The 24,444-nt window shown below is 45.1% G+C and carries 23 protein-coding genes; 9 read left to right on the forward strand and 14 right to left on the reverse strand.

Features of this window, described 5'->3' with window-relative positions:
- The first annotated feature begins 13 nt into the window (after positions 1-13).
- Both QLG00_RS04395 and QLG00_RS04400 read left to right on the forward strand, forming a co-directional pair.
- Complete coding sequence (locus QLG00_RS04395; RefSeq protein ID WP_282470562.1) at positions 14-1,582, forward strand: ATP-binding protein; 1,569 nt, start codon at positions 14-16, stop codon at positions 1,580-1,582.
- 27 nt (positions 1,583-1,609) lie between these two features.
- Positions 1,610-3,028 carry a sigma-54 dependent transcriptional regulator gene (locus QLG00_RS04400; RefSeq protein ID WP_282470563.1) on the forward strand — a complete coding sequence of 473 codons (1,419 nt, stop codon included), beginning with the start codon at positions 1,610-1,612 and terminating at the stop codon, positions 3,026-3,028.
- Between the two features lies 1 nt (position 3,029).
- Here the strand turns inward: QLG00_RS04400 and QLG00_RS04405 are convergent, their stop codons facing one another.
- The 4 genes from QLG00_RS04405 to lptF form a co-directional block, all read right to left on the reverse strand.
- Positions 3,030-4,205, reverse strand: coding sequence for a S41 family peptidase (locus QLG00_RS04405; RefSeq protein WP_048766003.1), 1,176 nt, complete (start codon positions 4,203-4,205; stop codon positions 3,030-3,032).
- Between the two features lie 11 nt (positions 4,206-4,216).
- The gene (gene gpmI / locus QLG00_RS04410; protein ID WP_004944141.1) at positions 4,217-5,764 is read right to left on the reverse strand and encodes a 2,3-bisphosphoglycerate-independent phosphoglycerate mutase; all 1,548 of its coding nucleotides are present in this window, start codon (positions 5,762-5,764) and stop codon (positions 4,217-4,219) included.
- A 122-nt stretch (positions 5,765-5,886) separates the two neighbouring features.
- Positions 5,887-6,957: an LPS export ABC transporter permease LptG gene (gene lptG / locus QLG00_RS04415; protein ID WP_004932247.1), complete on the reverse strand. Its 1,071-nt coding sequence runs from the start codon at positions 6,955-6,957 to the stop codon at positions 5,887-5,889.
- Positions 6,957-8,057, reverse strand: coding sequence for an LPS export ABC transporter permease LptF (gene lptF, locus QLG00_RS04420; protein ID WP_004932245.1), 1,101 nt, complete (start codon positions 8,055-8,057; stop codon positions 6,957-6,959). Before lptF ends, lptG begins: the two co-directional genes overlap by 1 nt.
- A gap of 153 nt (positions 8,058-8,210) precedes the next feature.
- On the opposite strand from lptF, the gene QLG00_RS04425 reads away from it, so the two are divergent.
- Genes QLG00_RS04425 through QLG00_RS04435 form a run of 3 tightly spaced genes read left to right on the forward strand, consistent with a single transcriptional unit; the run spans position 8,211 to position 10,722 of the window.
- A complete protein-coding gene (locus tag QLG00_RS04425) occupies positions 8,211-9,659 on the forward strand; it encodes a leucyl aminopeptidase (protein WP_151869149.1) in 1,449 nt (482 codons plus the stop codon).
- A complete protein-coding gene (locus QLG00_RS04430; RefSeq protein ID WP_282470564.1) occupies positions 9,652-10,059 on the forward strand; it encodes a DNA polymerase III subunit chi in 408 nt (135 codons plus the stop codon). The genes QLG00_RS04425 and QLG00_RS04430 overlap by 8 nt, the downstream gene beginning before the upstream one ends.
- 33 nt (positions 10,060-10,092) lie before the next feature.
- Positions 10,093-10,722 carry a hypothetical protein gene (locus QLG00_RS04435; RefSeq protein ID WP_004932236.1) on the forward strand — a complete coding sequence of 210 codons (630 nt, stop codon included), beginning with the start codon at positions 10,093-10,095 and terminating at the stop codon, positions 10,720-10,722.
- 31 nt (positions 10,723-10,753) lie between these two features.
- On the opposite strand, the gene QLG00_RS04440 is transcribed toward QLG00_RS04435, so the two are convergent.
- The 6 genes from QLG00_RS04440 to glnK form a co-directional block, all read right to left on the reverse strand.
- Complete coding sequence (locus QLG00_RS04440; protein WP_004932232.1) at positions 10,754-11,413, reverse strand: riboflavin synthase; 660 nt, start codon at positions 11,411-11,413, stop codon at positions 10,754-10,756.
- Between the two features lie 40 nt (positions 11,414-11,453).
- Positions 11,454-12,746 (reverse strand): DNA adenine methylase, encoded by a 1,293-nt coding sequence (locus QLG00_RS04445; protein WP_004932229.1) that lies wholly within the window; start codon positions 12,744-12,746, stop codon positions 11,454-11,456.
- Positions 12,743-13,831, reverse strand: a complete 1,089-nt coding sequence (ribD, locus tag QLG00_RS04450; RefSeq protein WP_025096173.1) for a bifunctional diaminohydroxyphosphoribosylaminopyrimidine deaminase/5-amino-6-(5-phosphoribosylamino)uracil reductase RibD — start codon at positions 13,829-13,831, stop codon at positions 12,743-12,745. The genes QLG00_RS04445 and ribD overlap by 4 nt, the downstream gene beginning before the upstream one ends.
- A gap of 6 nt (positions 13,832-13,837) precedes the next feature.
- On the reverse strand, positions 13,838-14,302 hold the full coding sequence (gene nrdR / locus QLG00_RS04455) for a transcriptional regulator NrdR (RefSeq protein WP_004932226.1): 465 nt from the start codon (positions 14,300-14,302) through the stop codon (positions 13,838-13,840).
- Positions 14,303-14,425: 123 nt separating this feature from the next.
- Entirely contained in the window at positions 14,426-15,826 is a 1,401-nt protein-coding gene (locus tag QLG00_RS04460) for an ammonium transporter (protein ID WP_282470565.1), read from the reverse strand.
- 62 nt (positions 15,827-15,888) lie between these two features.
- A complete protein-coding gene (glnK, locus tag QLG00_RS04465; protein WP_004281042.1) occupies positions 15,889-16,227 on the reverse strand; it encodes a P-II family nitrogen regulator in 339 nt (112 codons plus the stop codon).
- A 274-nt stretch (positions 16,228-16,501) separates the two neighbouring features.
- On the opposite strand from glnK, the gene QLG00_RS04470 reads away from it, so the two are divergent.
- Both QLG00_RS04470 and QLG00_RS04475 read left to right on the forward strand, forming a co-directional pair.
- On the forward strand, positions 16,502-16,729 hold the full coding sequence (locus QLG00_RS04470) for an accessory factor UbiK family protein (RefSeq protein ID WP_004932220.1): 228 nt from the start codon (positions 16,502-16,504) through the stop codon (positions 16,727-16,729).
- Positions 16,730-16,798: 69 nt separating this feature from the next.
- Positions 16,799-18,286 (forward strand): YifB family Mg chelatase-like AAA ATPase, encoded by a 1,488-nt coding sequence (locus QLG00_RS04475; protein WP_282470566.1) that lies wholly within the window; start codon positions 16,799-16,801, stop codon positions 18,284-18,286.
- A 43-nt stretch (positions 18,287-18,329) separates the two neighbouring features.
- On the opposite strand, the gene QLG00_RS04480 is transcribed toward QLG00_RS04475, so the two are convergent.
- Positions 18,330-19,142: a TorF family putative porin gene (locus QLG00_RS04480; protein ID WP_151791881.1), complete on the reverse strand. Its 813-nt coding sequence runs from the start codon at positions 19,140-19,142 to the stop codon at positions 18,330-18,332.
- A 614-nt stretch (positions 19,143-19,756) separates the two neighbouring features.
- On the opposite strand from QLG00_RS04480, the gene QLG00_RS04485 reads away from it, so the two are divergent.
- Entirely contained in the window at positions 19,757-21,034 is a 1,278-nt protein-coding gene (locus QLG00_RS04485; protein WP_282470567.1) for an OprD family porin, read from the forward strand.
- A gap of 91 nt (positions 21,035-21,125) precedes the next feature.
- On the opposite strand, the gene ppa is transcribed toward QLG00_RS04485, so the two are convergent.
- Positions 21,126-21,653: an inorganic diphosphatase gene (gene ppa / locus QLG00_RS04490; RefSeq protein WP_004932145.1), complete on the reverse strand. Its 528-nt coding sequence runs from the start codon at positions 21,651-21,653 to the stop codon at positions 21,126-21,128.
- Between the two features lie 119 nt (positions 21,654-21,772).
- Positions 21,773-22,171, reverse strand: a complete 399-nt coding sequence (locus QLG00_RS04495) for an MAPEG family protein (RefSeq protein WP_282470568.1) — start codon at positions 22,169-22,171, stop codon at positions 21,773-21,775.
- Positions 22,172-22,280: 109 nt separating this feature from the next.
- Here QLG00_RS04495 and QLG00_RS04500 point away from each other — a divergent pair, with 109 nt between their 5' ends.
- Positions 22,281-22,667, forward strand: a complete 387-nt coding sequence (locus QLG00_RS04500; RefSeq protein ID WP_004932138.1) for a hypothetical protein — start codon at positions 22,281-22,283, stop codon at positions 22,665-22,667.
- A gap of 44 nt (positions 22,668-22,711) precedes the next feature.
- Here the strand turns inward: QLG00_RS04500 and QLG00_RS04505 are convergent, their stop codons facing one another.
- Positions 22,712-24,391: an AMP-binding protein gene (locus QLG00_RS04505; RefSeq protein ID WP_151814954.1), complete on the reverse strand. Its 1,680-nt coding sequence runs from the start codon at positions 24,389-24,391 to the stop codon at positions 22,712-22,714.
- Between the last annotated feature and the right edge of the window lie 53 nt (positions 24,392-24,444).

The following is a 24,444-nucleotide window of genomic DNA, read 5'->3' on the forward strand; positions in this document are numbered from 1 at the left end:
TCCTGATTGTTCTATGCCGGCGCCTGCTCTGTCTACCCAGCTGTCGTATACGATTTATCGTTTAGGCGCTTGGTATGGTGCCTATCGTGTCATTATTGGCTTAAGCCTGATTCTGATCTTTTACACCACAGGTCAGGGTCACAGCTCAGACTATTTACATCCCGAACTTTACGTTTTTACACTGGTGATTTACACCATGCTCAGCTTTATGCAAGGTGGCGTATTTAAATTCTCTACACGATGGATTGCCTCACAGCTCACCTTGCTGTTTATTGTCGACATTGTGGTACTGAGTTTACTCACCTACGCCGTGGGCAGCCCAAGTCTGCACTTGAGCATGCTGTACGTGGTGACGGTCTTTTCGGCGGCGATTTTGCTGCAAGCACGAATGTCACTGACCGTTACACTTCTCGCGGTCATTGTGGTGATCTATCAGCAAGTGGTGTTGGTCCTGTTTGACAAAGACCATCTCAGCTCGATCAGCAACAGTATTTTGCTGGCTTTTTTATTTTTTGTGGTTTACGGAATCGGGCAAATCGCGGTGCGACGTTTTCAGTTACTTGAGAACATTGCCAATCATCAATCTGACGTGCTCAATCAACTCCAAAATATCAATCGTTATATTCTAGATCAGGCCAAAGAGGGCTATCTGGTACTCGACGAAAGTTATCATGTTGTGGTGTGTAATCCCGCAGCGTCGAGTTTTTTAGGCATACAGCCGCTTTTTGCGCATGAACAATTGCCATTGGTGAATCTTCAGCCAGACTTAGTTGAAGTGCTCAGATCGACCTCGCTGCAAGATGGTGAAACATTCAATTTTGAATCACAGTTTTCGACTTATCGTCTTCATGTGCGTATTCAGCGTTTACGGGTTCCGCAACAATCCTTAATCTTGTTGATCTTGCAAGACGCTCAAAGAATGAATCAACGTGTTCAGCAGTTAAAACTTGCCGCATTGGGGCAACTCTCGGCCAGTATTGCCCACGAAATTCGCAATCCTTTGGCTGCAATTGCCCAAGCCAATGAATTACTGTCTGATAGTGAACTGCATGAGCAGCAGCAATTGCAGAACATGATCAGAAAACAAACCAAACGGATCAATGGCATTATTGAAGATACGCTCGGGATGGCGCGTAATCAGACCACCACCCCAATCACCATCCAGCTCAATCCGTTTTTACAGAGTTTACTGCACGAAGACTTAAATGATGTACAGCAGAAATTAGAACTTCAGCTCCCAGCACATGATGTATCGATTGTGTTTGATCCATCTCAACTCCGGCAAGTGCTGGTCAATCTGATTCGAAATGCACTTCGTCACAATGCACCAGATGCACCCGCAGTACAGATTGTGGTGCAGTTGGCATCGACTTCGATCTGGATTGATATTGTCGATTTTGGTGAGGGCGTAACAAAACGTAATCTTTCGCAACTGTTTAAACCGTTTTTTAGTACCGAAATTCAGGGAACTGGTTTAGGATTGTATTTATCACAGAGTCTTTGCGAGGCCAATCATGCCAAGCTGACCTATGTTGAACAAGATAAAGGGGCATGCTTTAGAATCCACTGCCCAATAAATTAAAATATATAAATTAGGTTTTGTGGGGTTATGACCATTCTTCAACCACGTGTATTACTGATCGATGACGAAGAAGATCTTTGCTCATTGATGCAAATTAGCCTGTCGCGCATGGGCATCCATACAGATTGTGCCTACAATGTAGAGCAGGCCAAACAATTGCTTGCGACACACGAATACAATGCCTGTCTGACCGACCTCAATCTACCCGATGGTCATGGACTAGATTTGATTGATCATGTGAATGAACATTTTCCGTATATTCCGATTGCTGTGATCACAGCCTATGGCAACATGGAAATTGCCATTTCAGCGCTTAAAGCGGGTGCTTTTGATTTTGTCAGTAAACCGATCAATCCGCAGCATCTGAAACAACTGATACAGACCGCACTTAACAGTAGCCAGATGCATCCCGACAATGATAGGGAAACTCTTGAACACCAGCTCTTGCTTGGGCAATCTGAACCCATTGAAGCACTTCGGATTGCGCTACGAAAAATCTCGCGCTCACAGGCGCCGGTCTTTATTACCGGTGAATCCGGAACAGGTAAAGAAGTGGTGGCCAATCTCGTTCATCGCTTAAGTAATCGTAATGAAGGCCCTTTTATTGCGATTAACTGTGGTGCAATTCCAGCCGAACTGATGGAAAGTGAATTATTTGGGCATAAAAAAGGCAGTTTTACCGGTGCCACACAAGACAAGCAAGGATTGATACAAGCGGCTCAAGGCGGCAGTCTGTTTCTCGATGAAGTGGCAGAATTACCGCTGAGCATGCAGGTCAAATTGTTACGCGCTATTCAGGAAAAGAAAATTCGCCCCCTCGGATCTGAGCACGAAATCGATGTGGATTTTCGAGTGATCAGTGCCAGTCATCAACAGCTTGAACAACTGGTTCAACAGGGCAAATTTCGCCAAGATTTGTTTTTTCGTATTCATGTCATGGACATTACCCTGCCACCGCTACGAGAGCGTGGAGACGATATTTTGATTTTAGCACGACATTTTATTGGGCATGTCTGTCGTGACTGGATCATCCCGATCAAGCAACTGACCGCAGCAGCTGAAGAATTTTTACTGCATTATCCGTTTCCGGGGAATGTACGTGAATTACGTAACATGATCGAACGTGCCATAACTTTAAGTGAAACTGCATTTATCGACGTGCAACACTTAAATGGCTCCTCCCTACGCGACTATACTTCCGCAGTAACTGAAGCAACCGATTATCTTAAAATTCCACGTGTGATCACACAGCAGCCTGAAACTAAAACCAAGCTTCCTCACGAAGGACTCGAGCAATATCTTGAAAAAATTGAAAAAGAGATATTATTAAATGCATTGAATTGTAGTCACTGGAACCGAACCTTGGCCGCAAAAAAACTCGGCATGAGCTTTCGCTCACTTCGCTATCGCTTGAAGAAATTTGGTCTTGATACTGAAGAAAGTTAGTTTAAAGCTTCGCCTGCTTCAGCAGCATTTCGGAGACATTCTCTAGATAGATCTCATCTTTCATATCTGCCGGTAAGGGATAGACCTGATTGGGCTGAATGCCCTTACCTTCAATCATATTGTCTTTGGGTGTGTAGTAGTGAGACACTGTCATTTGCAGCGCCGCTCCATCTGGCAATGGAAAGAGTTTCTGTACGACGCCTTTACCATAGCTTTTTTCTCCAATCACCCATGCACGCTGGTGCTCTTTCATGGCTGCCGTAAAGACTTCAGCCGCCGAAGCAGAACGATGATTGATTAAGATGCCCAGTTTCAATCGCTGAAATTCATTACTTGGCAAAGCCTGAAATTGCTGATTGCCTTCAGAACGGCTCTTCGTCGAGACAATCACGCCCTGATTTAAAAATAAATCAGCCGATTCAACCGCCGCAGACAATAAACCGCCAGGATTGTTACGCAAGTCGATCAGTACGGCTTTCAAACGCGGTGAACCATATTCTTCAATTAAGCGTTTAATTTCGTTGGCTGTATCTTGCTGAAATACCCGAACTTTAAGCACCAAAACCTGATTATGTAGCAATACGGGCTGTACATCGGCTTCGATTTTTTTATTACGAATCAGGGTCTGGGCCACAGCCATCGTGCTGGTTTGCATTTGCAGCGGCGTTCCAATCGAACCGTAAAGCAGGCCATGAACCTGTTCATGATTGAGGCCTTGCAAATCTTGTCCATCAATTTTTGTTACGATTTGGTCATTTCGAAGACCAAGTTTATAAGAGTCTGCGCCCTCTTTCAGATCACGGATCACCCATTGGTGGGCACGTGGTTCATACACCAAGGCAAAATCTACCGAGGCCAAATCACCTTCGGTATATTGAACCAATTGTTTGTATTCTTCAGGCGAGAGATAACGTGAATATCGGTCTAAACCGCCCACCAAACCTTTGATGGCCTGCTGAAACAGCACTTCATCTGGCTTGGATTCGACATAGTTGTCTTTGACCAAATTATAAATTTGTACAAATTGCTGTATCGATTCGACCGGCACTTCGACTGATCGAATCGCTTGACCATCTTCACCCACCTGCGCTGTGGCAGGTGCGGCACTCAACACCAAGGGACTGCAACACATCAACCAACCTGTCAGTAAAACACGAAAATTGAAGCGCTGAGTCATACAGAGTGTCCTTATGAGTGAATCTGAATAAGATTACGGCCTTGCATTTCTGCTGGAACAGGAAGCTGCATCAAGTGCAGTAATGTTGGCGCCACATCTGCAAGTACACCGCCATTGGCAATCTCCGCAGACTGAGGTCCCACATAAATAAATGGCACCAATTCAGTGGTGTGCTGGGTATGTACCTGACCACTTTCGTAATCCTGCATTTGCTCCACATTACCATGGTCAGCGGTAATAATCATGTGCCCATGTTTGGCCATAACAGCAGCATAGACTTTGCCCAAGCAGGTATCCACCGCTTCGACCGCTTTCACTGCGGCATCAAAAACACCAGTATGCCCAACCATATCACCATTGGCATAGTTCACCACCAATAGATCAAACTCTCCAGACTCAATAGCCGCAACCAATTGCTCGGTCACTTCATAGGCACTCATTTCAGGCTTGAGGTCATAGGTCGCCACATTCGGTGATGGAATCAAGATTCGTTTTTCACCTGCATATTCATCTTCACGACCACCACTAAAGAAAAAGGTGACATGGGCATATTTTTCGGTTTCAGCAATGCGTAGCTGGGTTTTGCCGAGATTGGACAAGTATTCACCCAGTGAATTGTGCAAAGCCTCAGGCATATATGCCACAGGCGCATCAATTGTTGCTTGATAACGAGTCAACATGACAAATTTTGCCAGTTGCGGCACCACCTGACGCTCAAAGCCAGTAAATTCTTTTTCAACAAATGCACGGGTCAGTTCACGCGCACGATCGGCACGAAAGTTCATAAACACAACGCTGTCCCCATCTTGAATCGGCGCAGCGGCACCAACACGCGTGGCTTTTACGAATTCATCACTTTCATCGGCGGCATAGGCTTGTGCCAAACCCTCGACTGCTGTATCGACGACACGCACCGCTTCGCCTTCAGTCAATAAACGATATGCTTGTTCTACGCGGTCCCAACGATTATCACGGTCCATGGCAAAATAACGACCAATCAGCGTCGCAATTCGGCCCTGACCAGCATACTGTGCAAAGAGTGCATCGAGTTTTTCTAACGATGGCTGGGCACTTTTTGGCGGTGTGTCACGACCATCTAAAAAGGCATGTAAATACACCTTGGCGCCGCGCTTGAGTGCAAGCTCACACATCGCCACAATGTGGTCTTCATGTGAGTGAACCCCACCTTCGGAGAGCAAGCCCATGATGTGCACAGCTCCCTGCGCTGCTTTGGCTTTTTCAACCGCATCGATAAGTACGTCGTGCTCAAAAAAGCCACCGTCACGGATGTCTTTGGTAATGCGGGTAAAATCTTGGTACAACACGCGACCTGCACCTAGGTTCATGTGTCCCACTTCCGAATTGCCCATCTGACCGTCTGGCAAGCCTACATCTTCACCGGAGCCGGAAATCAGACTATGCGGATGCTGCTGTTTCATCATACTCAGATTCGGTGTTTTCGCTGCTAAAAAAGCATTGTCTTTCACCGCTTCACGATGCCCAATCCCATCCATAATCACTAACACGTGAGGGATTTTTCCAACAGTTACATCCGTCATAATTTACACTCGTTATGTCTATAATTTTGTCGCAATATTTTAGCGAATTTTTAAGCCAGACTCTATGCCTGAGTCAGGGCTTTATATCCTGTCGATCATACACTCAATTGATGTAGCCGATCCTACTTCACCCGATAAAGTAAATAGCTGCCCGCAGCACATAGCAATACAATCGGGCCAAGTACAAACCACGCCGGTGATGGCGTATAAACCAGACTGGCATAACCTAAAAAGTCTTGCAAATAGTAAAAACCAAGACCAATAAATAAGGCGATAACCAGACGAAAGCCCATCGATTGCTGGCGCAGTGGTCCAAAAATAAATGAACACGCAATCAATACCAATGTAATCAGCGAAAATGGCGATGCGACTTTTTTCCAAAATGCCAACTGATAGGTTTTTGGTACTTGGCTGTATTCACGCATATAGCTCATGAAACTCACCAACTGGCTAAATGACAAATCTTCAGGGTCAATGGTGACCATGTGTACATATTTGGGTTGTAGCGCTAAAGAGAATGGCTGTTGTGCCGCGACTGTTTTGACCGCATCCCCTTCCGGTTGCAACTGGATTTGCTGCGTACCGCCCAGCGTCCATTGCCCATCTTTGACAAACTGTCCTTGATCGGCATTGGTGATAGATTTCAAACGGTAATCCTGATCAAAATCGACCACCTGAATGCGCTTAAGCTGACCTTGTGAGTTGGCATAGTCGACATAAATAAAGCGCTGACCTTCTCTAGACCAGTAACCGCGTACCTCGCCAAGTGCCGCGACCGACTGATGGCTTTTAATGCTGTTGGCACGTTCGTTGGTATAAGGGACAACCCACTCACTTAAAACAAATGACAACACCACCAATAGCAAGGCGGAACGTATCACCCAGCCCACAATGCGCCATAAGCTAATACCGACCGAACGCATGACAATCAGCTCACTGTTGGATGCCAGTGTACCGAGCCCCAGTACCGAACCAATCAGCGCGGAAACCGGTAAAATTTGATACAGATAACGCGGTGCGCCCCACAACACGTACAAAAATGCCTGCCACGCGTTGTAACCTTCTTTTAAGTTGGACAATTCACCTAAATAAGTAAACAGCACCTGCAAAATCACCAAAACAATCGTGGTACCCAGCATAGCCAGCGCCGTGGTTTTGGTCACATGCTGTGCAACTATTCGACGTGCTAACATTATGCCCTCACTCGCTTGATCTGTTTCTTAATTTTTGGTGCCAGTTTTTGTTTGCGTGCAAATAGTGCTGCCGCAGCGCCATAAATCACCAGTGCGGCCGGGTAAGCCCAGACACCCAATTCATCTTTGCTGATTCGAGTACGAATCGCGATCATTAAAACAATCAAACTCGCAAAAATAAAGATGGCAGGAATCAGACGGTAGTAGCGCCCTTGGCGTGGACTCACTTCACACAGTGCCACCGCCATCATTAGGGCAATCACAATGGTAAATGGTCCAAAGATTCGCCAGCCCATTTCACTGGCAATGACGGGATCATTCCACTTATTCCAGATTTTTGTGGTCGGCAGTGCTTCAACTTTATCGGTTTCAAAAGTCGCAGACTTGTCGTTTTCCAAGCGTAATCGGTAGCGTTGAAATTCGGCTTGTGAATATTTTGGCTGCCCTGCATGAATCTCGTATCGGCGACCTTGAATGAGGTCTACAACGTTTGCGGTATCATCGTCGAGCACCACACGCGTCGCTTCTTTGGCCAGAATCATGACATCTGGCTTACCTTCTTTTTGCGCACGCTGATAAAAGAAAATATCTTTCAGATTTTTACGATCTTCAGATAAATCGCCAGCGTAGATGGTATAGGGCCCAGATGAAATGAATTCTTTGGGTCGAACCAAATCAAATCCGGTACGTACGGCCTGACTGCTCGAGAGCTGATCAAACTGACGTAAGCCCCATGGCGTCATCCACAGCATCAAAATGCCCTGAAAAATTAAATAAACCAGCGCAAGCGGCACCAAGAGATGTCCTAGGCGAATCCGGCTGATGCCACTACTGTTGAGTACGGCCATTTCATGATCGACGTATAAACGGCCAAACACCAGCATCAAGCCGATAAAAAAGCCTAAAGGCAAGATCAAGGTCAAAAATTCAGGCATACGGTAGCCAATAATGCTAAACAGTACCCCTACATCCAAACGACCCTGAGCAGCAACACCAAAGTACTTGATTAATCGACCGCCCATCATGATCAAGGTCAATAAGGCAATCACCACCAAGGACGTCGATACCACTTGTTTGACGAGATAACGCCGAATAATCAAATTAGTGCTTCCAAAAAGGCAATTCAAACTTCTGCTAGTTTACCCGAATGATAAAAATATAAAACCTATCCGTGTGTTGCACATTGAAACTGGCTTAAAGAAAATGTTTCAATGTCAGAAGTTAATCAATGGCGAACAGGTATTAAAAGCCCCATGAAATTTACCCTTCAATCGACTGCACCTGAAACACAAACGCGTGGATTTTTTGTCGCACTCACCCATGAAGAGGCACTAAAATCATTACAAAATACATATAAAATTAATGGATTAGACGCGACTCTTGCCACAACACAGTTTAAGGCTGGTTTTAACGACACTCTCCCGCTGATTGAAAAAATCGTGGCCTATCCAAATGCGCTACTGATCGGTTTGGGTGATTTGGTAGAGCTTAAAGCGGCGAAACTGGCCAAGCTCGCTCAAAGCGTGATAAAAACAGCAAACACCAAATTCCAACACATCGTACTCGATATTTCGGCCTTACCTGTCGAATTACATTATCTTTTTGCCCTGAGTCTGACTCAAGCCAATTACAGTTTTAACGAATTCAAATCTAAAAAAACAGAAACCTTACTTGAACGTATCGATTTGATTGCGACCTCGACCACGCTTGATGCCGACCAACTCAGCCTGATCGAAGCATTGGCTTCAGGCCAAGGTTTGGCACGTGATTTAGGGAATCGTCCAGGAAATATCTGCTTTCCAGAATATCTGGCAGAACAAGCCAAAGCCTTGGCTGCCGAATTTCCAGATCTGCTGAAGGTGAGCGTGCTAGACGAACAGCAAATGGCTGATTTGGGCATGAATGCCTTTTTGGCTGTCAGCAAAGGCTCTGCTCGTCCTGGACGCCTCATTACACTTGAATATAATGCGCAGCTTGAACAGGCGCCTGTGGTGCTAGTCGGTAAAGGCGTCACTTTTGATACCGGAGGGATTTCACTCAAGCCCGCACAAGGCATGGATGAAATGAAATTTGATATGTGCGGTGCTGCATCTGTGCTTGGCACGATGCGCACTTTATGTGAGGCGCGCTTACCTATTCATGTGGTGGGTGCAGTCGCTGCTGCCGAGAACATGCCGTCAGATAAAGCCACTCGACCAGGTGATATCGTCACCACCATGAGCGGTCAAACGGTGGAAATCTTAAATACCGATGCCGAAGGCCGCTTGGTGCTGTGCGATACTCTTACCTACATCAAACGCTTTAATCCAAGCGTGGTGATTGATATTGCGACACTGACTGGCGCCTGTGTGGTGGCTCTGGGCAAGGTGGTGAGTGGCTTATTTTCACCAGACGATGAGTTAGCACTTGAATTACAGCATGCAGGTGAAGATGCATTTGACCGTGTATGGCGCCTTCCTGTGATGGATGAGTATCAAGAATTACTCGATTCACCATTTGCCGATATGGCCAATATTGGTGGACCACACGGTGGTGCAATTACCGCAGCCTGCTTCTTGCAACGCTTTACTCAAGAATATCGCTGGGCACATCTTGATGTTGCCGGTACTGCATGGTTATCTGGAACAGCCAAAGGCGCAACCGGCCGTCCAGTACCGCTTTTGGTTCAATTCTTGGCCAATCGTGTAAAAGCGAATGCCTAAAGTTAGTTTTTATCTGTTTGAAACCAGTCAGGAACGGCAAGTCGATAGTGCTTGCCGTTTGGTTCGCAAGCTCATCAAACAGCAACAAAAGTTATGGTGGTACTGTCCAGTACTGGAGCTGCAAAAAGAACTGGATGAAAAACTCTGGACCTTTGATGCTGAAAGCTTTATCGGGCATGGAATTAACCAGCCCGATACAGCGGTATGTATTTCAGAGCAATTGCCTGATAGCGCAGAGTGGATTATTTTTAATTTTAACAATCATGCTCTTGAACATGGCATTCAGTTTAGTCACATTATTGAAATTATTGAAAATACCGAAGCGGCCAAACAGATTGGACGAGAAAAATTCAAATTTTATCGTCGTTTAGGGGTTGAACCGCGTACCTTTAAATTATAAGGACATCGCGTAGAGTTGTTGAAGGAGACTATTGTGGCATTAAATGTCGGGCATGATTTTAAAACGCGTTGGCTCAATGCACCGGAGGCGGTTCGCCAGACCTTCAAAAACGATCTTGACCGGATTTGCGATTTATTAGAGCCGAAAACTCCAATTCAATACTGGATTGAGCACGATCAAAAACAACAACAGCTTGCACAGCAACAGATTGAAGAGGCTTATGCTGCCCTTAAGGCAGAACTGATCGAGCAAGCGCGCATTCGCAAGCAACAAGCACTAGAGAAATCACTGGCAGAAAAACGTGCCGAGCAAGCCCGTTATCACGCCGCGCTTTATGCCGATGAAGTTCAGCAGTTCAAGCAACAAAGCGTGGTTTTGGCTGAGCTACAAGCTCAAATTGACTCTGAGGTTGAGCAACTCGCTGCACGCTATCATAAAAATCCAGATGTCAGTATGGATTACTCACGTGCTAGCCGTATTTCCGACAGTCAAATCATCTCGGAGCTTGAAAGCGTACGTTTGCGCCTCGAACTTGAGGCAGATACGCGCATTGAAGAAGCCGTTGCCCAGTTTCGCAGCCAGTTAAAGCAGTCGGCACAAGAAGAAATTGACTATATTTTAAGTCGTTCAAATTTTTCAAATCACACCCGACACCAGAAATAAAAAAGCAGGCTGATCCGCCTGCTTTTTTTGCTTATTTCATAAAGCCGTGCTCGGCCAGAAATGCCATACTGATATTCGATTGATGGGTGTGTTCAGCGGCTTTGTCACCCAGCAAAAGTCGCTCGATGTAACGCGCCAATACGTCGACTTCCAAATTGACCTTGCTGCCAGTTTTCCAGGTGCCAATATTGGTACGCTCAGCCGTGTGAGGAATCAGATTCAAGCTCAGAATATTGCCGCGCAAATGATTGATGGTCAGGCTAATACCGTCTACGGTGACAGAACCTTTTTCGGCAAGGTATTTGGCAATTTCTACAGGTGCTGTGATTTCATAATAAATCGAACGCGCATCTTCACGCACCACGGTAATTTCGCCCACTGCATCCACATGCCCACTCACAATATGTCCACCAAAGCGCGTGGTCGGCAACATGGCTTTTTCCACATTGACCGGCTGGCCCACTTTCCACTGACCGAGTGTGGTTCGGTTTAAACTTTCGCGGGAAACATCCGCCGCGTACCAGTTATCTCCCCACTCAATTACGGTCAGACAAATACCGTTGGTGGCAATCGAATCACCTAAATGGACATCCGACATATCTAAGTCGGTTTGAATACGCAGCCGTACATCACCACCGACATTCTGAACGCTCTCGACCTTGCCAAGACTCTCGATAATGCCTGTAAACATGGTACTTTCTCCAATGTGTAGAAGATTAATTCAGCCGTAATCACCACAAGGCCAGTTGGGTGCTGTTCCCCGACGTATCAACCCCACCCAATTCGGCAAAATGATACAGTTGTCCGAGTAACTGCCGTAGTGGTGGGCCAGATTTCGCGTGCGTGTCTGTGATCACAATGAACTCAAGTACACGTGCCCGCTCCGACTGGCGCTGCTTGCTCACCCGATAGCGCGGCACATCCTGCGTCAGCAAGGTCACTTTGCCACGCTTTAGATTGGCTGTGAGCAAATCTTTTGGCTCAATGTTGCCATCGGTCGAATAGCTGGTCAGGATATAACGCGCATTGATGGTTTCGAGCAGTTTCTCATATGCATCTTTGGCATATTTTGAAGAATTATAGGGGCTTGGACGCTCTTTACGCCATGCACGATCAATCCCGCTCTTATAACCTTTGGTATCTGGCGGTGGTAAGTCGGCTTGATCCCAAAGCGTAAGTGCATTTAACACATGATAATTACTGCTGTAGGCATGCTGATTATAAGGAGGATCCAGATAAGCAACATCGACCTCAAAACTACTCATTTGTGAGGCCAGATGCTGTGCATCGACACACCACATTTCAGCAGCTGGTCGTTTCGGATCGCCAATCTCACAAAAACGGCTTGGCGTCAGCCACAATAACGACTCAATTCGCTCTAATGCAGTCTGTGTACGTCCGCCCCAGCCTTGATGAAAGCTCTTAAAGACACCGCTGGTATTACTCACAAAACTGGCCGAATACAACAAGGGCGCAAGCAAGGCACTCATTTCGACATCGTTAATCGCACCTTGTGCCTGCCATGTAGCAATCTGCTGACGAATGGCATCAATTCGCATCCCGTTACGGCGTTTAAAAAACAAGCGATCTCGACTTGGATCATAAACATCGTCATTGCGTGGACACAGATTATGCGTCACCCAGCCTTTTACTTCAGGTAACCGATTTAGGATATCAATGGCTTTTTGATAACCGCCCAATTCCTTAAAAGCAGGCGCATCGGTACAGGCCAATATCGCGTGATTCAGTGCATGACTATATGGTTCCCAGTCATTTGCAATCACACGATAGCCATTTTGTCTGGCCAGACGTGAAACCACGCCACTGCCTGCAAAGAAATCGGCAAAAATAGGAGGATTTTTTTTCTTGCTATTGAGTGTTCCAGTAATTTCTAGTGCTTCTAGAATGAGGTGTAGCAAACGACGTTTGTTCCCCAGATATGGAACCAACTGATGAAATAAATACTCATCTGTCGTTCGCGCCGCATGGCGGCGTTTATGGTAAACCGAAGCCTCTGAATTCATACTGTCTCTTGAATCGGAACTAACCTTAAGCGGATATCTTGACCGAGCTGAGCCAGATCAATCAACTGAAAACGTCGCTGCTCAGCCATGCTTTCAAATTCTGCATGAAACATGGTGCGCGCGGTTCGCCCCAGCAATGTCGGTGCTATATAGCTGATCAATTCATCGACCAAACCTTGTTGCAAGAATGCGGTCGATAAAGTGGCACCGGCTTCAACCATCACATCATAAAGATGATAGGTGTGCGCCATCGTCTTTAATAACGTATCTAAGGGTTGAACAGCCAATTGTACCACACCTAAGTCTGCAAGTTCCTGACGAAATGGCCCCATGACCATCAGCATCTCGGGTTGCTGTAAGATTTTTGCAGTTAAGGGCAAACGACCTTGTCGATCCAGCACGACACGTTTGGGCTGTACAATTTCCTGAATATCGTCAACCGCTGGTAACGAGCGAACATTGAGCTGGCAATCGTCGGCCAATACTGTCTCTATTCCAGTCACAATCGCAGCCGATCGAGCACGCCAGTAATGCACATCGAGTCGTGCATCAGCGCCGGTAATCCATTTGGATTCTCCCGATGCCATGGCCGTACGTCCATCTAAACTGGCTGCAATTTTAAGGCGTACATAAGGTAAACCTCCCGCCATGACCTTTAAAAACCCGCGATTCAGTTCTTGTGCCTGCTCTTCTAGCACACCCACTTGTGTGATAATGCCTGCCTGATTCAACATGGTCTGACCCTTGCCAGCCACCAGTGGATTCGGATCGAGTGTTGCAATCACCACACGCGACAATCCCGCATGAATCAGCGCTTCAGCGCATGGTGGAGTACGGCCATAATGCGCACATGGCTCTAACGTCACATAAGCTGTCGCGCCGCGTGCCTTTTCACCTGCTTCACGTAATGCAAAAACTTCGGCATGTGGTCCACCCACCTGTGCAGTTGCACCACGCCCAATAATCTGCTCATCTTTGACAATCACACAACCAACGGCAGGATTAGGACGGGTACGAAACTGTGCCGATTTGGCTTGTAGTAATGCTTGAGACATCCAGTGGTGATCACGATCAACTTCAGCCATCATCTTTTAATACTCTTGTTCACGTTGTTGCATTTGTTCAATCTGACGACGAAAAGCCTCGACATCCTGAAAGTCTTGATAAACCGAGGCAAAGCGAACATAAGCCACATGATCGAGCGCAAACAACGCCTGCATGACAATTTCACCAATCACGCGGGACTTCACATCACGCTCGCCCAAACGGCGGATCTTTAACTGGATATCACTTAAAACGGCTTCGATCTGGTCTTGAGTCACGGGACGTTTTTGCAAGGCATGCATCAGGGAACGACGAAGTTTTGCCTCATCGAAAGGTTCATTTTTACCATTCGATTTAATCACACGTGGCATGACAACTTCATAACTTTCAAAAGTGGTAAAACGCTCGCCGCAACTGATACATTCGCGTCGACGACGAATCTGACATCCCTCAGCCGCCAGACGTGAATCAATCACTTTGCTGTCTGCGGCGTTGCAAAATGGACAATGCATGGCAGCTCAAATGAATTCATTTCTTTGAGCTAATGTAGCAAAAAATTAGACGCTTGAAAAATCGCACCAACACAACGACATAAAAAAACAGCCTGAGCGGCTGTTTTTTTATAAAAGAGCAAATTATTCGATGCGTTCGCCGTGCTGACTCAAGTCCAAGCCCATACGCTCGTCGTCAGATGTCACGCGGATACCAATGATCACATCTATCACTTTGAGGATAATAAAGGTCAGTACTGCGCTGTACGCGATAGTCGCAAGTACGCCTTCAATTTGAATCCAAAGCTGATGTACAACGCTTGCAGGTGCTTTGTCGCCCATGATGAACGGACTTGCAAAAACAGCTGTTAAAATCGCGCCAGCAATACCACCTACAGCATGTAGACCAAATGCATCTAGAGAATCGTCTGCTTTAAGTATACGCTTCAAACCTGAAATTCCCCAGAAGCATACTGCACCGCCAATTAAGCCCATAATTAATGCGCCGCTGACAGTAACAAAACCTGCTGCCGGCGTAATCACGACCAAACCTGCAACCGCACCAGAAAGTAAGCCAAGTAATGAGGTTTTACCACGCACCACTTTTTCAACCAAGCCCCAAGAGAGCGCGGCAGAAGCGGCAGCCACTTGCGTGGTGACCAATGCGTATCCTGCTGCACCATTGGCTGCAAGTGCAGAACCACCGTTAAATCCAAACCAGCCCACCCAAAGCAAGCTTGCACCAATTACTGTAAGTGCAAGATTATGTGGTGCCATGGATTCTTTACCCAACCCAATACGCTTACCTAACATATAAGCAGCAACCAAACCAGCGACACCCGAGTTGATATGAACAACGGTACCACCGGCAAAATCAAGTGCACCATCGCTACCTAACCAGCCACCGCCCCACACCCAATGGGTAATAGGTGCATAGACCACTATCACCCAAATGGTGATAAACGCCACAAACGCGCCAAATTTCATACGCTCTGCAACCGAACCACTAATAATGGCAACCGTAATGATTGCAAAGGTCATTTGGAAAATAACAAACAGAATTTCAGGAATAGTGCCACTGAGTGCTGTGGTGGTGATTCCTGAGAGCATGATTTTATCGAGGCCACCCACAAAGGCATTACCCGGACTAAAGGCCAAGGTATAACCAATAACAACCCAAACCAAACTCACAATTGCAGCCGCGACAAAGCTATGTGCCATGGTGCTTAAAACGTTTTTCTTACGCACCATGCCGCCGTAGAAAAGTGCCAAGCCCGGAATAGTCATCAAAAGAACCAAAGCTGTGGAGATCAGAATCCACGCGGTATCACCCGAATCCATTTTAGGTGTTGCTGCTGGTGCAGGCGCTACCTCAGTCGATGCGGTGGACGGTGCTTCTACCGTACCAGTCACAGGTGCTGGTGTCGTTGTTGCAGCAACGGTTGTTGTTTCGGCTGTCGGCGCAGATGCAGCATTCTCTGCCCATGCCGCCGAACCACCTAAAAGCGCACCAGTTAGACTTAGCGCTAAAAGCATTTTTTTCATTCGTATCCCCCAACCTCAATTTTTATGAGTTATTTTGTACTCAGCAAACTTTATGCCAACACTTAAACGGCATCTGCTCCAGTCTCGCCTGTACGAATACGGATCACTTGTTCTAGGTTCGTTACAAAGATTTTTCCGTCACCAATTTTTCCTGTGCTTGCAACGCGAGTGATTGATTCAATCACGGCATCTACCATTTCATCGCTGATCGCAATTTCAATTTTTACTTTTGGAAGAAAATCAACGACATATTCAGCACCACGGTACAATTCAGTGTGGCCTTTTTGACGTCCAAATCCTTTCACTTCCGTGACAGTAATCCCTTGAACTCCGATTTCGGAAAGGGCCTCACGCACATCATCCAGCTTAAATGGTTTTACAATTGCAGTTACGAGCTTCATGTTTGTTTTCCTTCGGCTTCTTTCACCAGTAAGGTTTTATGTTCAATTTTCATGCCAATATGTCTAAGGTTGGGGGAAATAGAAATAAAAGCATGAGTTGTCTTTATAACCTATTTGCCCTTTCAGATGTAGCTTTGACCTTAAAAATTCGGCTTTTTTCTAAGAACGATTAATTTTTTGAATGAATTAAGATTGTTTTGATAATCTAGACTTTAGCCAAAATAGCAGGGATGCTAAACTGGGCTCAAATCTTATAAAGCATTGTGTATACGTTATGATTGAGACGCTTATTGCTGCCATTCTTGAGCAGATGGATCAACCCAAAAAAGACCTTGAACACAATTTACGTGCGCTTTTAAACGAAGCTGTCGAGAAACTCGATTTGGTGTCTCATCACGAAATCGAACGTCAACGTATCGCGCTCGAACAGGCCAATATGCGTCTTACTCAATTACAAGAACAAATCACATTACTTGAAGAGCACCTCCAAAATAATCAATAAGCCTCTTTTTAGCGCACTTTTTCGATTTAAAATTATTTAAAAAAAGCACCATAATGGAACAATAATATCATGTCTTTTGCCAAAATTCTCACGCGAGGAGTTTTAGGGTTACACGCACCACAAATTGAAGTAGAAGTTCATTTAAGTCAAGGACTTCCATCACTCACCATCGTTGGTTTACCAGAGGCTGCCGTTCGCGAAAGTAAAGATCGGGTGCGCTCAGCCATTATCAACAGTGGCTTTCAGTTTCCCAGTAAACGCCTCACAATAAACCTTGCTCCAGCAGATTTGCCCAAAGATGGGTCACGTTTAGACCTTCCCATTGCCTTGGGAATTTTGGTCGCATCTGGACAACTCCCCGAAGGCTGCACCGATGGTTATGAGTTGGTAGGCGAACTGGCTCTCGATGGCCATCTTCGTCCAGTTAGTAGCACATTGACCATTGCAATTGCCTGTCAGCAGGCAGGACATCAACTCATTGCTCCGCAAGACAACAGTATTGAAATTGGTCAGTTACCACAGTTTCAGGCCTATGCAGCCAGCCATTTAAAACAGGTCTGTGATCACTTTCAAAAGATTCATCCGCTTGATCCGGTTGTATTGATACAAGATAACGATCTACATCACTACCCTTTTGATCTTGCCGATATCAAAGGTCAGCTACGTCCTCGCCGCGCTCTTGAAATTGCGGCAGCTGGAGGACACTCACTCTTATTTAGAGGGCCACCGGGAACAGGTAAAACTTTGCTGGCGTCACGCTTACCCAGCATATTGCCACCACTGTCTGCCCAAGAAAATCTAGAAGTGGCCAGCATCTATTCAATTGCAAATACCCGTCATCCATTTGGTTTAAGGCCATTTCGAGCACCGCATCATACTGCTTCAGCCATCGCCTTGGTGGGGGGTGGATCAAACCCAAAGCCCGGCGAAATCACGCTGTCGCATTTGGGCGTACTCTTTTTGGATGAACTGCCCGAGTTTGATCGCAAGGTGCTTGAGGTTTTAAGGCAGCCGCTAGAAGCCAAAGCCATCACGATTTCAAGAGCTGCACGTCAAATTTCATTTCCGGCCAATTTTCAATTGATCGCTGCAATGAATCCATGTCCGTGCGGTTATGCCTTTAATCAGGATCAACGCTGTCAATGCACACCCGAAGCAATTAAGCGTTATCAAGGTCGAATTTCTGGCCCGTTACTTGACCGTATCGATTTACATATTGATGTACCGCCACTTCAAGCACACGAACTACAAAATACGGCGCCTGTTGAAGATTCAGCAAGTGTTCGCGCACGTGTGCAAAAGGCTTATCACTATCAGATCCAACGCCAGCAATGCTTAAATCAGGCGCTATCACCAAAACAGCTTGAAGCATTTGCTCAGCTTAGTCCTGCAACTGAAAAAATTATGTCTTTGGCGCAGCAAAAACTCAATTTATCGGCTCGGGCTTATCATCGGGTACTGCGCGTGGCACGAACCATTGCAGATTTGGAGCAAAGTCCACTCATTGAGCGGCACCATTTGAATGAAGCATTATCGTATCGTACCGATATGAGCTAAATAAAAAAGACCGCATAGAGCGGTCTTTTTTATATTTAACCCATTAGAAAGTTTTGGATAGGGTCAACACAGCACCCAAATCATACGGTTTTTTACCGGCATCGGTCATGCCAGAGGTGCTGATGTCGGTACCCACACCCGCCAATTCAGCCGTTACACCCAAAATGTTGTATTGCACACCAAACTTGTAATCAAGATAACTGTCGTCGGTACCCGGACCACCTGCCACCACGGCCAGTGCTTCTTTGTTTTTAAATTTGTTGTAGCCTAAAGATGCAATTCCGGTAAAACCTGTGTCTGCAATCGGTGCGCTATAACCGACATTGAAGTACCAGAAATCATCGGTGCGACCCCAGTAATCTGGCGTGTAATTGATTCCGGTGGTGATGCTGTCGCCCTTAAGTAGCGTATCTGCAAAAATTAATTTGCCATATACTTCGGTGAAGGCCAAACCGGTTTTGTTGTTGTACGGGTTGGTAAAGTTAGATTTTGCGCCAATATAACCATAGTAAGTTATACCGACGTCATAGCCGACTTTATAGTCTGGTGTAAGCATAAAAGAGCTGGCATAACCGAGCGATGCATCGGTTTCAGTCGAATTTCCTTTAATACCGAAATCGACACTTGACCCCCAAAGCGTCAGATAAGCACCAGATTCATGGTTAAGAGTAAAACCACCCTGAATTGCAGGATTATTCGAGCTCTGTGTTACCCCGCGAAAGCGATAGTCAGTTGTTGCAGCCACGTTCCCAGATACCGAAAAACCTGCCATTGTCGGCTTGTCTTCTGCCATCACCGCAGTTGTACTTGCTGCCAAGCTGGCTAGAACTGCGACTTGATATGCAAATTTTTTCATTGTAATTCTCCCCCGTGTTGGGCATGACCAACAGACTTTTGATTTTTTGACTTGGATCGATAAAGATTAAGCAAATGCTATGCCAAGTTGAAAAAACTCGAGAAAATGCGGCTCGCAAAAGAGATTTTGTGAATTTAAACAAGGTGTTATTTTTGATTTTTATTTTAACCCTGAATCACAACTTTGAATTGAGTATCTGGCTATACGATTTTTCACGCTGTACAAATTGTTACTTATGGTTCAGTCGGATACAGCATGGTGCGTTTTTCATAAGATAGATATAAAAAATTAAGTGGCATTTAAAGGGCTAAATCCATTAGCTGTAACAAAATAATTTTGAATGCACCAAGATTGCTCACTTTATAAGCAATAAACTGCATTTACGCACAAAAAATATGCAATGAAATTATTTTTCGCGTATTTTTTAAGCAAAAATAATCTTACCTACATGTAACTAAATATATAAATTGCAAGGATTATGTAGAAAACTGGAAAACAATGCGAAAAATATGTTGATAAAAAATGTATCTTTTCTATAGATTATCTATACAATTTTGTGATTTTCTAAGCCTTCTTAGAAACAAAAATTACAATTTATCTTCTCGAGGTATTCAATGCTAAAAGCACAAAAGCTTACGTTAGCAGTTGTGATCAACGCTGTACTTATTACTTCAGCATATGCAAGCGAACAAAGCGATGCAAAAGGATTTGTTGAAGGTGCTCAGGGTTCTGTTTTACTCCGCAACGGTTTTATCCAGCGCGATAAAAAGAAAGGACTGAAAGATACAAATTCTTGGGTTCAATCGGCAATGCTGAATCTTGAGTCTGGCTTTACTCAAGGCCCGATTGGTTTTGCTGCTGGTGTAGTCGGCGATTTTTCATTTAAGTTGGGTGATAATAAAAACTCAGGCAACAGCATGGTCCCACGTGACTCAAATGGTAATCCATACGATCAATGGACACGTGGTGGTGGCTTTGTAAAAGCACGTGCGTCAAATACCGCCTTAACCTACGGTACTCAGGTGCTTGATTTACCTGTTTTGGCCAGCATGACCACTCGTAACACGCCAGAGTATTTTGAAGGGACTTTGATTACCAGCCATGAAATCAAAGATCTTGAGCTTGTTGCAGGTAAATTTACCAAGAACCAATTGCCGGAGCACATTGCAACTGATCAAAACCATCTTGATCGTGCGTATGTGTGGGGTGCAAAATACAAATTTAACGATCAGTTGAATGCTTCGTATTACGGCGCTGACATCAAAGATAAAATTGAGCGTCATTACGTAAGTGCTGCTTATAAGCAACCACTGGCAAATGATAGTTCTCTCAGTTACGAGTGGGCCGGTTATAGCACCAAATTTAAGCCAGGTGCAGACACTTACTTCTCAGGTGGACCAAATACACGTACAGAAGATCTCAATAACTATATCTGGGCCTTCTCTACAACATATAGTCAAGGTGCACACTCAGTGATGGGTGCTTACCAGCAAAATACCGGTGGTATTGGCTATGACTACGGTGCCAACCAAGACGGTGGTCAAAGTATTTATTTGCCAAACTCTTACCTTTCAGACTTTAACAGCAAAGGCGAGAAATCAGTTCAATTGCAATATAACCTCGATTTGGGCGCGTATAACGTACCAGGCTTGAAGTGGACCACTGCATTTGTTTATGGCTGGGATATCGATGTGATCGGCACTAACATTGACAATGCCAACGAGCGTGAGTTCTTTAACCAATTGAGCTATACCGTTCAAAGCGGTTTTGCCAAGGATTTAAAAATCCGTGCACGTTACTCGATTTTGCGTCAAAGCGATGTCGGAGCGAATACTTATGGAGATACCAACGAAACGCGTATTTTCATTGATTTCCCAATCAAGTTCCTTTAAGTCATAAAAAAGCCCTAGCCAGTTCGCTCGCTAGGGCCTTAGATATTTAAAAAATCAAACATCAACTGAATGATGTTTGATTTTTTTTATCTTATTTTTTTGCAGCTTCAATCGCTTTAAGCACTTCTGCTTTCGCAACGTCTGCACCTTCCCAACCACTGATCTTCACCCATTTGCCTGGCTCTAAATCTTTGTAGTGTGCGAAGAAATGTTCAACTTGATTGATCAACAGTTTTGGTAGATCAGTATACTCTTGTACATCTTTGTACAATGGTGACAATTTCTCATGCGGAACTGCGATTAATTTCGCATCGATACCACCGTCGTCTTCCATATTGAGTTTACCTACAGGACGGCAACGAATCACTGAACCTGCGGCAACTGGATATGGTGTGACAACCAATACGTCTAATGGGTCACCATCTTCAGACAAGGTGTTTGGTACATAACCGTAGTTCGCTGGGTAGAACATTGCTGTTCCCATAAAACGATCCACAAACAATGCATCTGAATCTTTGTCAATTTCGTATTTGATTGGCGCAGCATTTGCCGGAATTTCAATAATAACGTAAATATCATTTGGCGCGTCTTTACCCGCCGGGATATTGTTGTAGCTCATAGCAACACTCTTTTAGGTTAACCAAATTTTTGTCGCGTCGATTATAACGGTTTCTGAAGCGAACTGCGTGGATTATACAAACTGCATCAAGAAAATCTTTAGTCCTACTCTCAATCCACTTAAACCAGACGAATCACCAAGATCAGCAAGAAGATCGGACACAGCATCGACAGCAACCAGATAATCGAACGCAACATGGCCCAATTGGCCAAATAACACAGACCATACATTACACGCAAAACCAGATAGGCCAAGCCAAAGGTCATAATAATGCTTTGCTGAACCACCATATATTCGGCCATCAGTACAGCCGCCAAAAACAAAGGCAAACTTTCAAAACTGTTTTGTTGCGCCGCATTGGCACGTGCAGCCAAGCCTGTTGTACTGGCCAAAAAAGCACGTGGATTTTGATTGTCTTTGGATTTAAATCCACCGGCAAGTTTGGCAATCATGGTAAATACATAAGGCAACAAGCACGCTGCCAAAATCAGGTAAACAATACCACTAATCCCCTGCATGATCGTTTCTCAAGACATATTTTTAGATGACCTTATCATAACATGGCGTTTTGTTTCTAAATTCGGTTAAATATAGTGTTTTTATAACTGAACCAGAACAGGACAGCCGATGAGCACATCAGATCAAGATGAAATCTTTGAGGTTTTGGAAAAACAGCGCCAGAATCAGCTCAAGGTTGATCGTATTTTAAAAATCGTCCTCCCGATTGTGGGTTTTTTGCTGTGTACCATTTGTGCCAACCTAAACTGGCAGTCGACCTTGGGCACTTTTATCATGCTGACACTGGCCATGTGGGCGGTCAGTATCTGGCGATTATCGCTCTGGATGTGGATGCTGATCGCAGCCCTATATTGTCTGGTCGACAACTATTTCAGTTATGGCACCCTACAATTGTCTTTTTTGCGTTTACAACTCGGATGCATGCTGTTTTTTATCGGTCTGGCAGGTATTGGACGTCCCTATATGGATCGTTGGTTACTCAGTAGTTCCAAATAAAAAACGCCTGATTGTTCAGGCGTTTTCAATTCACTGTTGAATGCTTAATTGGTTTTACGTAGGTCTTTACGTAAAATTTTGCCGACATTCGATTTTGGTAATTCGTCCATAAACTCCACATAGCGTGGGCGTTTGTAGCCAGTTAAGTTTTCTTTGGCAAAACTTAATACTTCTTCTGTGGTTAAAGACGGATCTTTTTTCACCACGAAGAGTTTTGGTACTTCGCCGGATTTTTCATCTGGCACACCAATGGCTGCCACTTCGAGTACTTTTGGATGTTTGGCAATAATTTCTTCAATTTCGCTTGGATAGACATTAAAGCCAGACACCAAAATCATGTCTTTCTTACGATCAACAATTTTGACATAGCCTCGATCATTCATCACGCCGATATCACCAGTGCGGAAATAACCATCACTGGTCATGACCTTGGCTGTTTCATCCGGTCGGTTCCAATAGGCCTTCATGACCTGAGGGCCACGAATCGAGATTTCTCCCTGCTCGCCTAATGCCACTGCTTTACCGTCATCATCTAGAATCGCGACATCGGTGAGGGGTAACGGAATACCAATGGTTCCACTAAACTCAGTCGATGCAGGAGGGTTGACCGTTGCAACAGGTGAGGTTTCAGACAGCCCATAACCTTCAATAATGGTCACGCCAGTGATACGTTTCCATGCTTCGGCAGTCGACGGTAACACCGCCATACCACCGCCCATCGCAATTTTCAGTTTACTGTGATCAAGCTGTTTAAATTCTTCATTGTGTACCAGCGCATTAAACAAGGTATTTACCGCTGGAAAAAACGAAGGTTGGTATTTACGTAGTTCTTTAATGACCGCAGGCAAATCACGCGGATTTGGAATCAGAATATTGGCCTGACCCTTATACATGCCATACATGGCACACACCATAAACGCAAAAATGTGATACAGCGGCAAAGCACAGAACATCTTGTCATCTTTTTGGCTATCGCCCGGCCCAAATTTACTTTGGAAGATTGCATCACATTGCAGCATATTGGCCACAAGATTGCGATGGGTCAGCTCAGCCCCTTTCGACACGCCTGTGGTTCCGCCTGTGTACTGAAGGACCGCCGTATCGCTTAAGCTTAAATTTGGACGTTTATAATGGCTCGGGCTCACTTTATTAATGGCTGCATTAAATTTGATATGCCCCGGAATATCCCAAGCAGGAATTTGCTTACGCACATTGCGCAGCACAAAGTTGACCAAGTTCCCTTTCAGGAAACCCAGCATATCGCCTACAGATGCAATCACAACATGCTTAACTGGCGTTTTACCCAAAATACTTTGATAAACGCTGGCAAAATTTTCAATAATCACCAGAACTTCGGCACCAGAGTCATTTAACTGATGTTCGAGTTCACGTGAGGTATATAGTGGATTGACATTGACCAGAATCAAGCCCGCACGAAAAACACCTAAGGCCACAATTGGATATTGCAGCACGTTTGGCATCATCACCGCAACGCGGCTTCCTTTAGGTAAATTCAGACTTTGCAAATAGGTTGCAAATTTGCGACTGGCCTCATCAAGGTCACTAAAGGTTAATGCCTTGTCCATAAAAATAAAGGCATCGCGTGAGCCAAATTTTTGAAAGTTGCGCTCAAAAATATCTACCAAAGATGTATTTTCTGGCGGTAAATCAACTGTTTCCGGAATTCCTGTTTTCTGGTATTCAGTGAACCAAATTCTTTCCATAATCCAAATATCTCCAATCGGTAATTTTTTAAATTTCGACTCGTTATTCAATG

Source organism: Acinetobacter sp. V89_7, from assembly GCF_029967895.1.
Classification (GTDB): Bacteria; Pseudomonadota; Gammaproteobacteria; order Pseudomonadales; family Moraxellaceae; genus Acinetobacter; species Acinetobacter soli.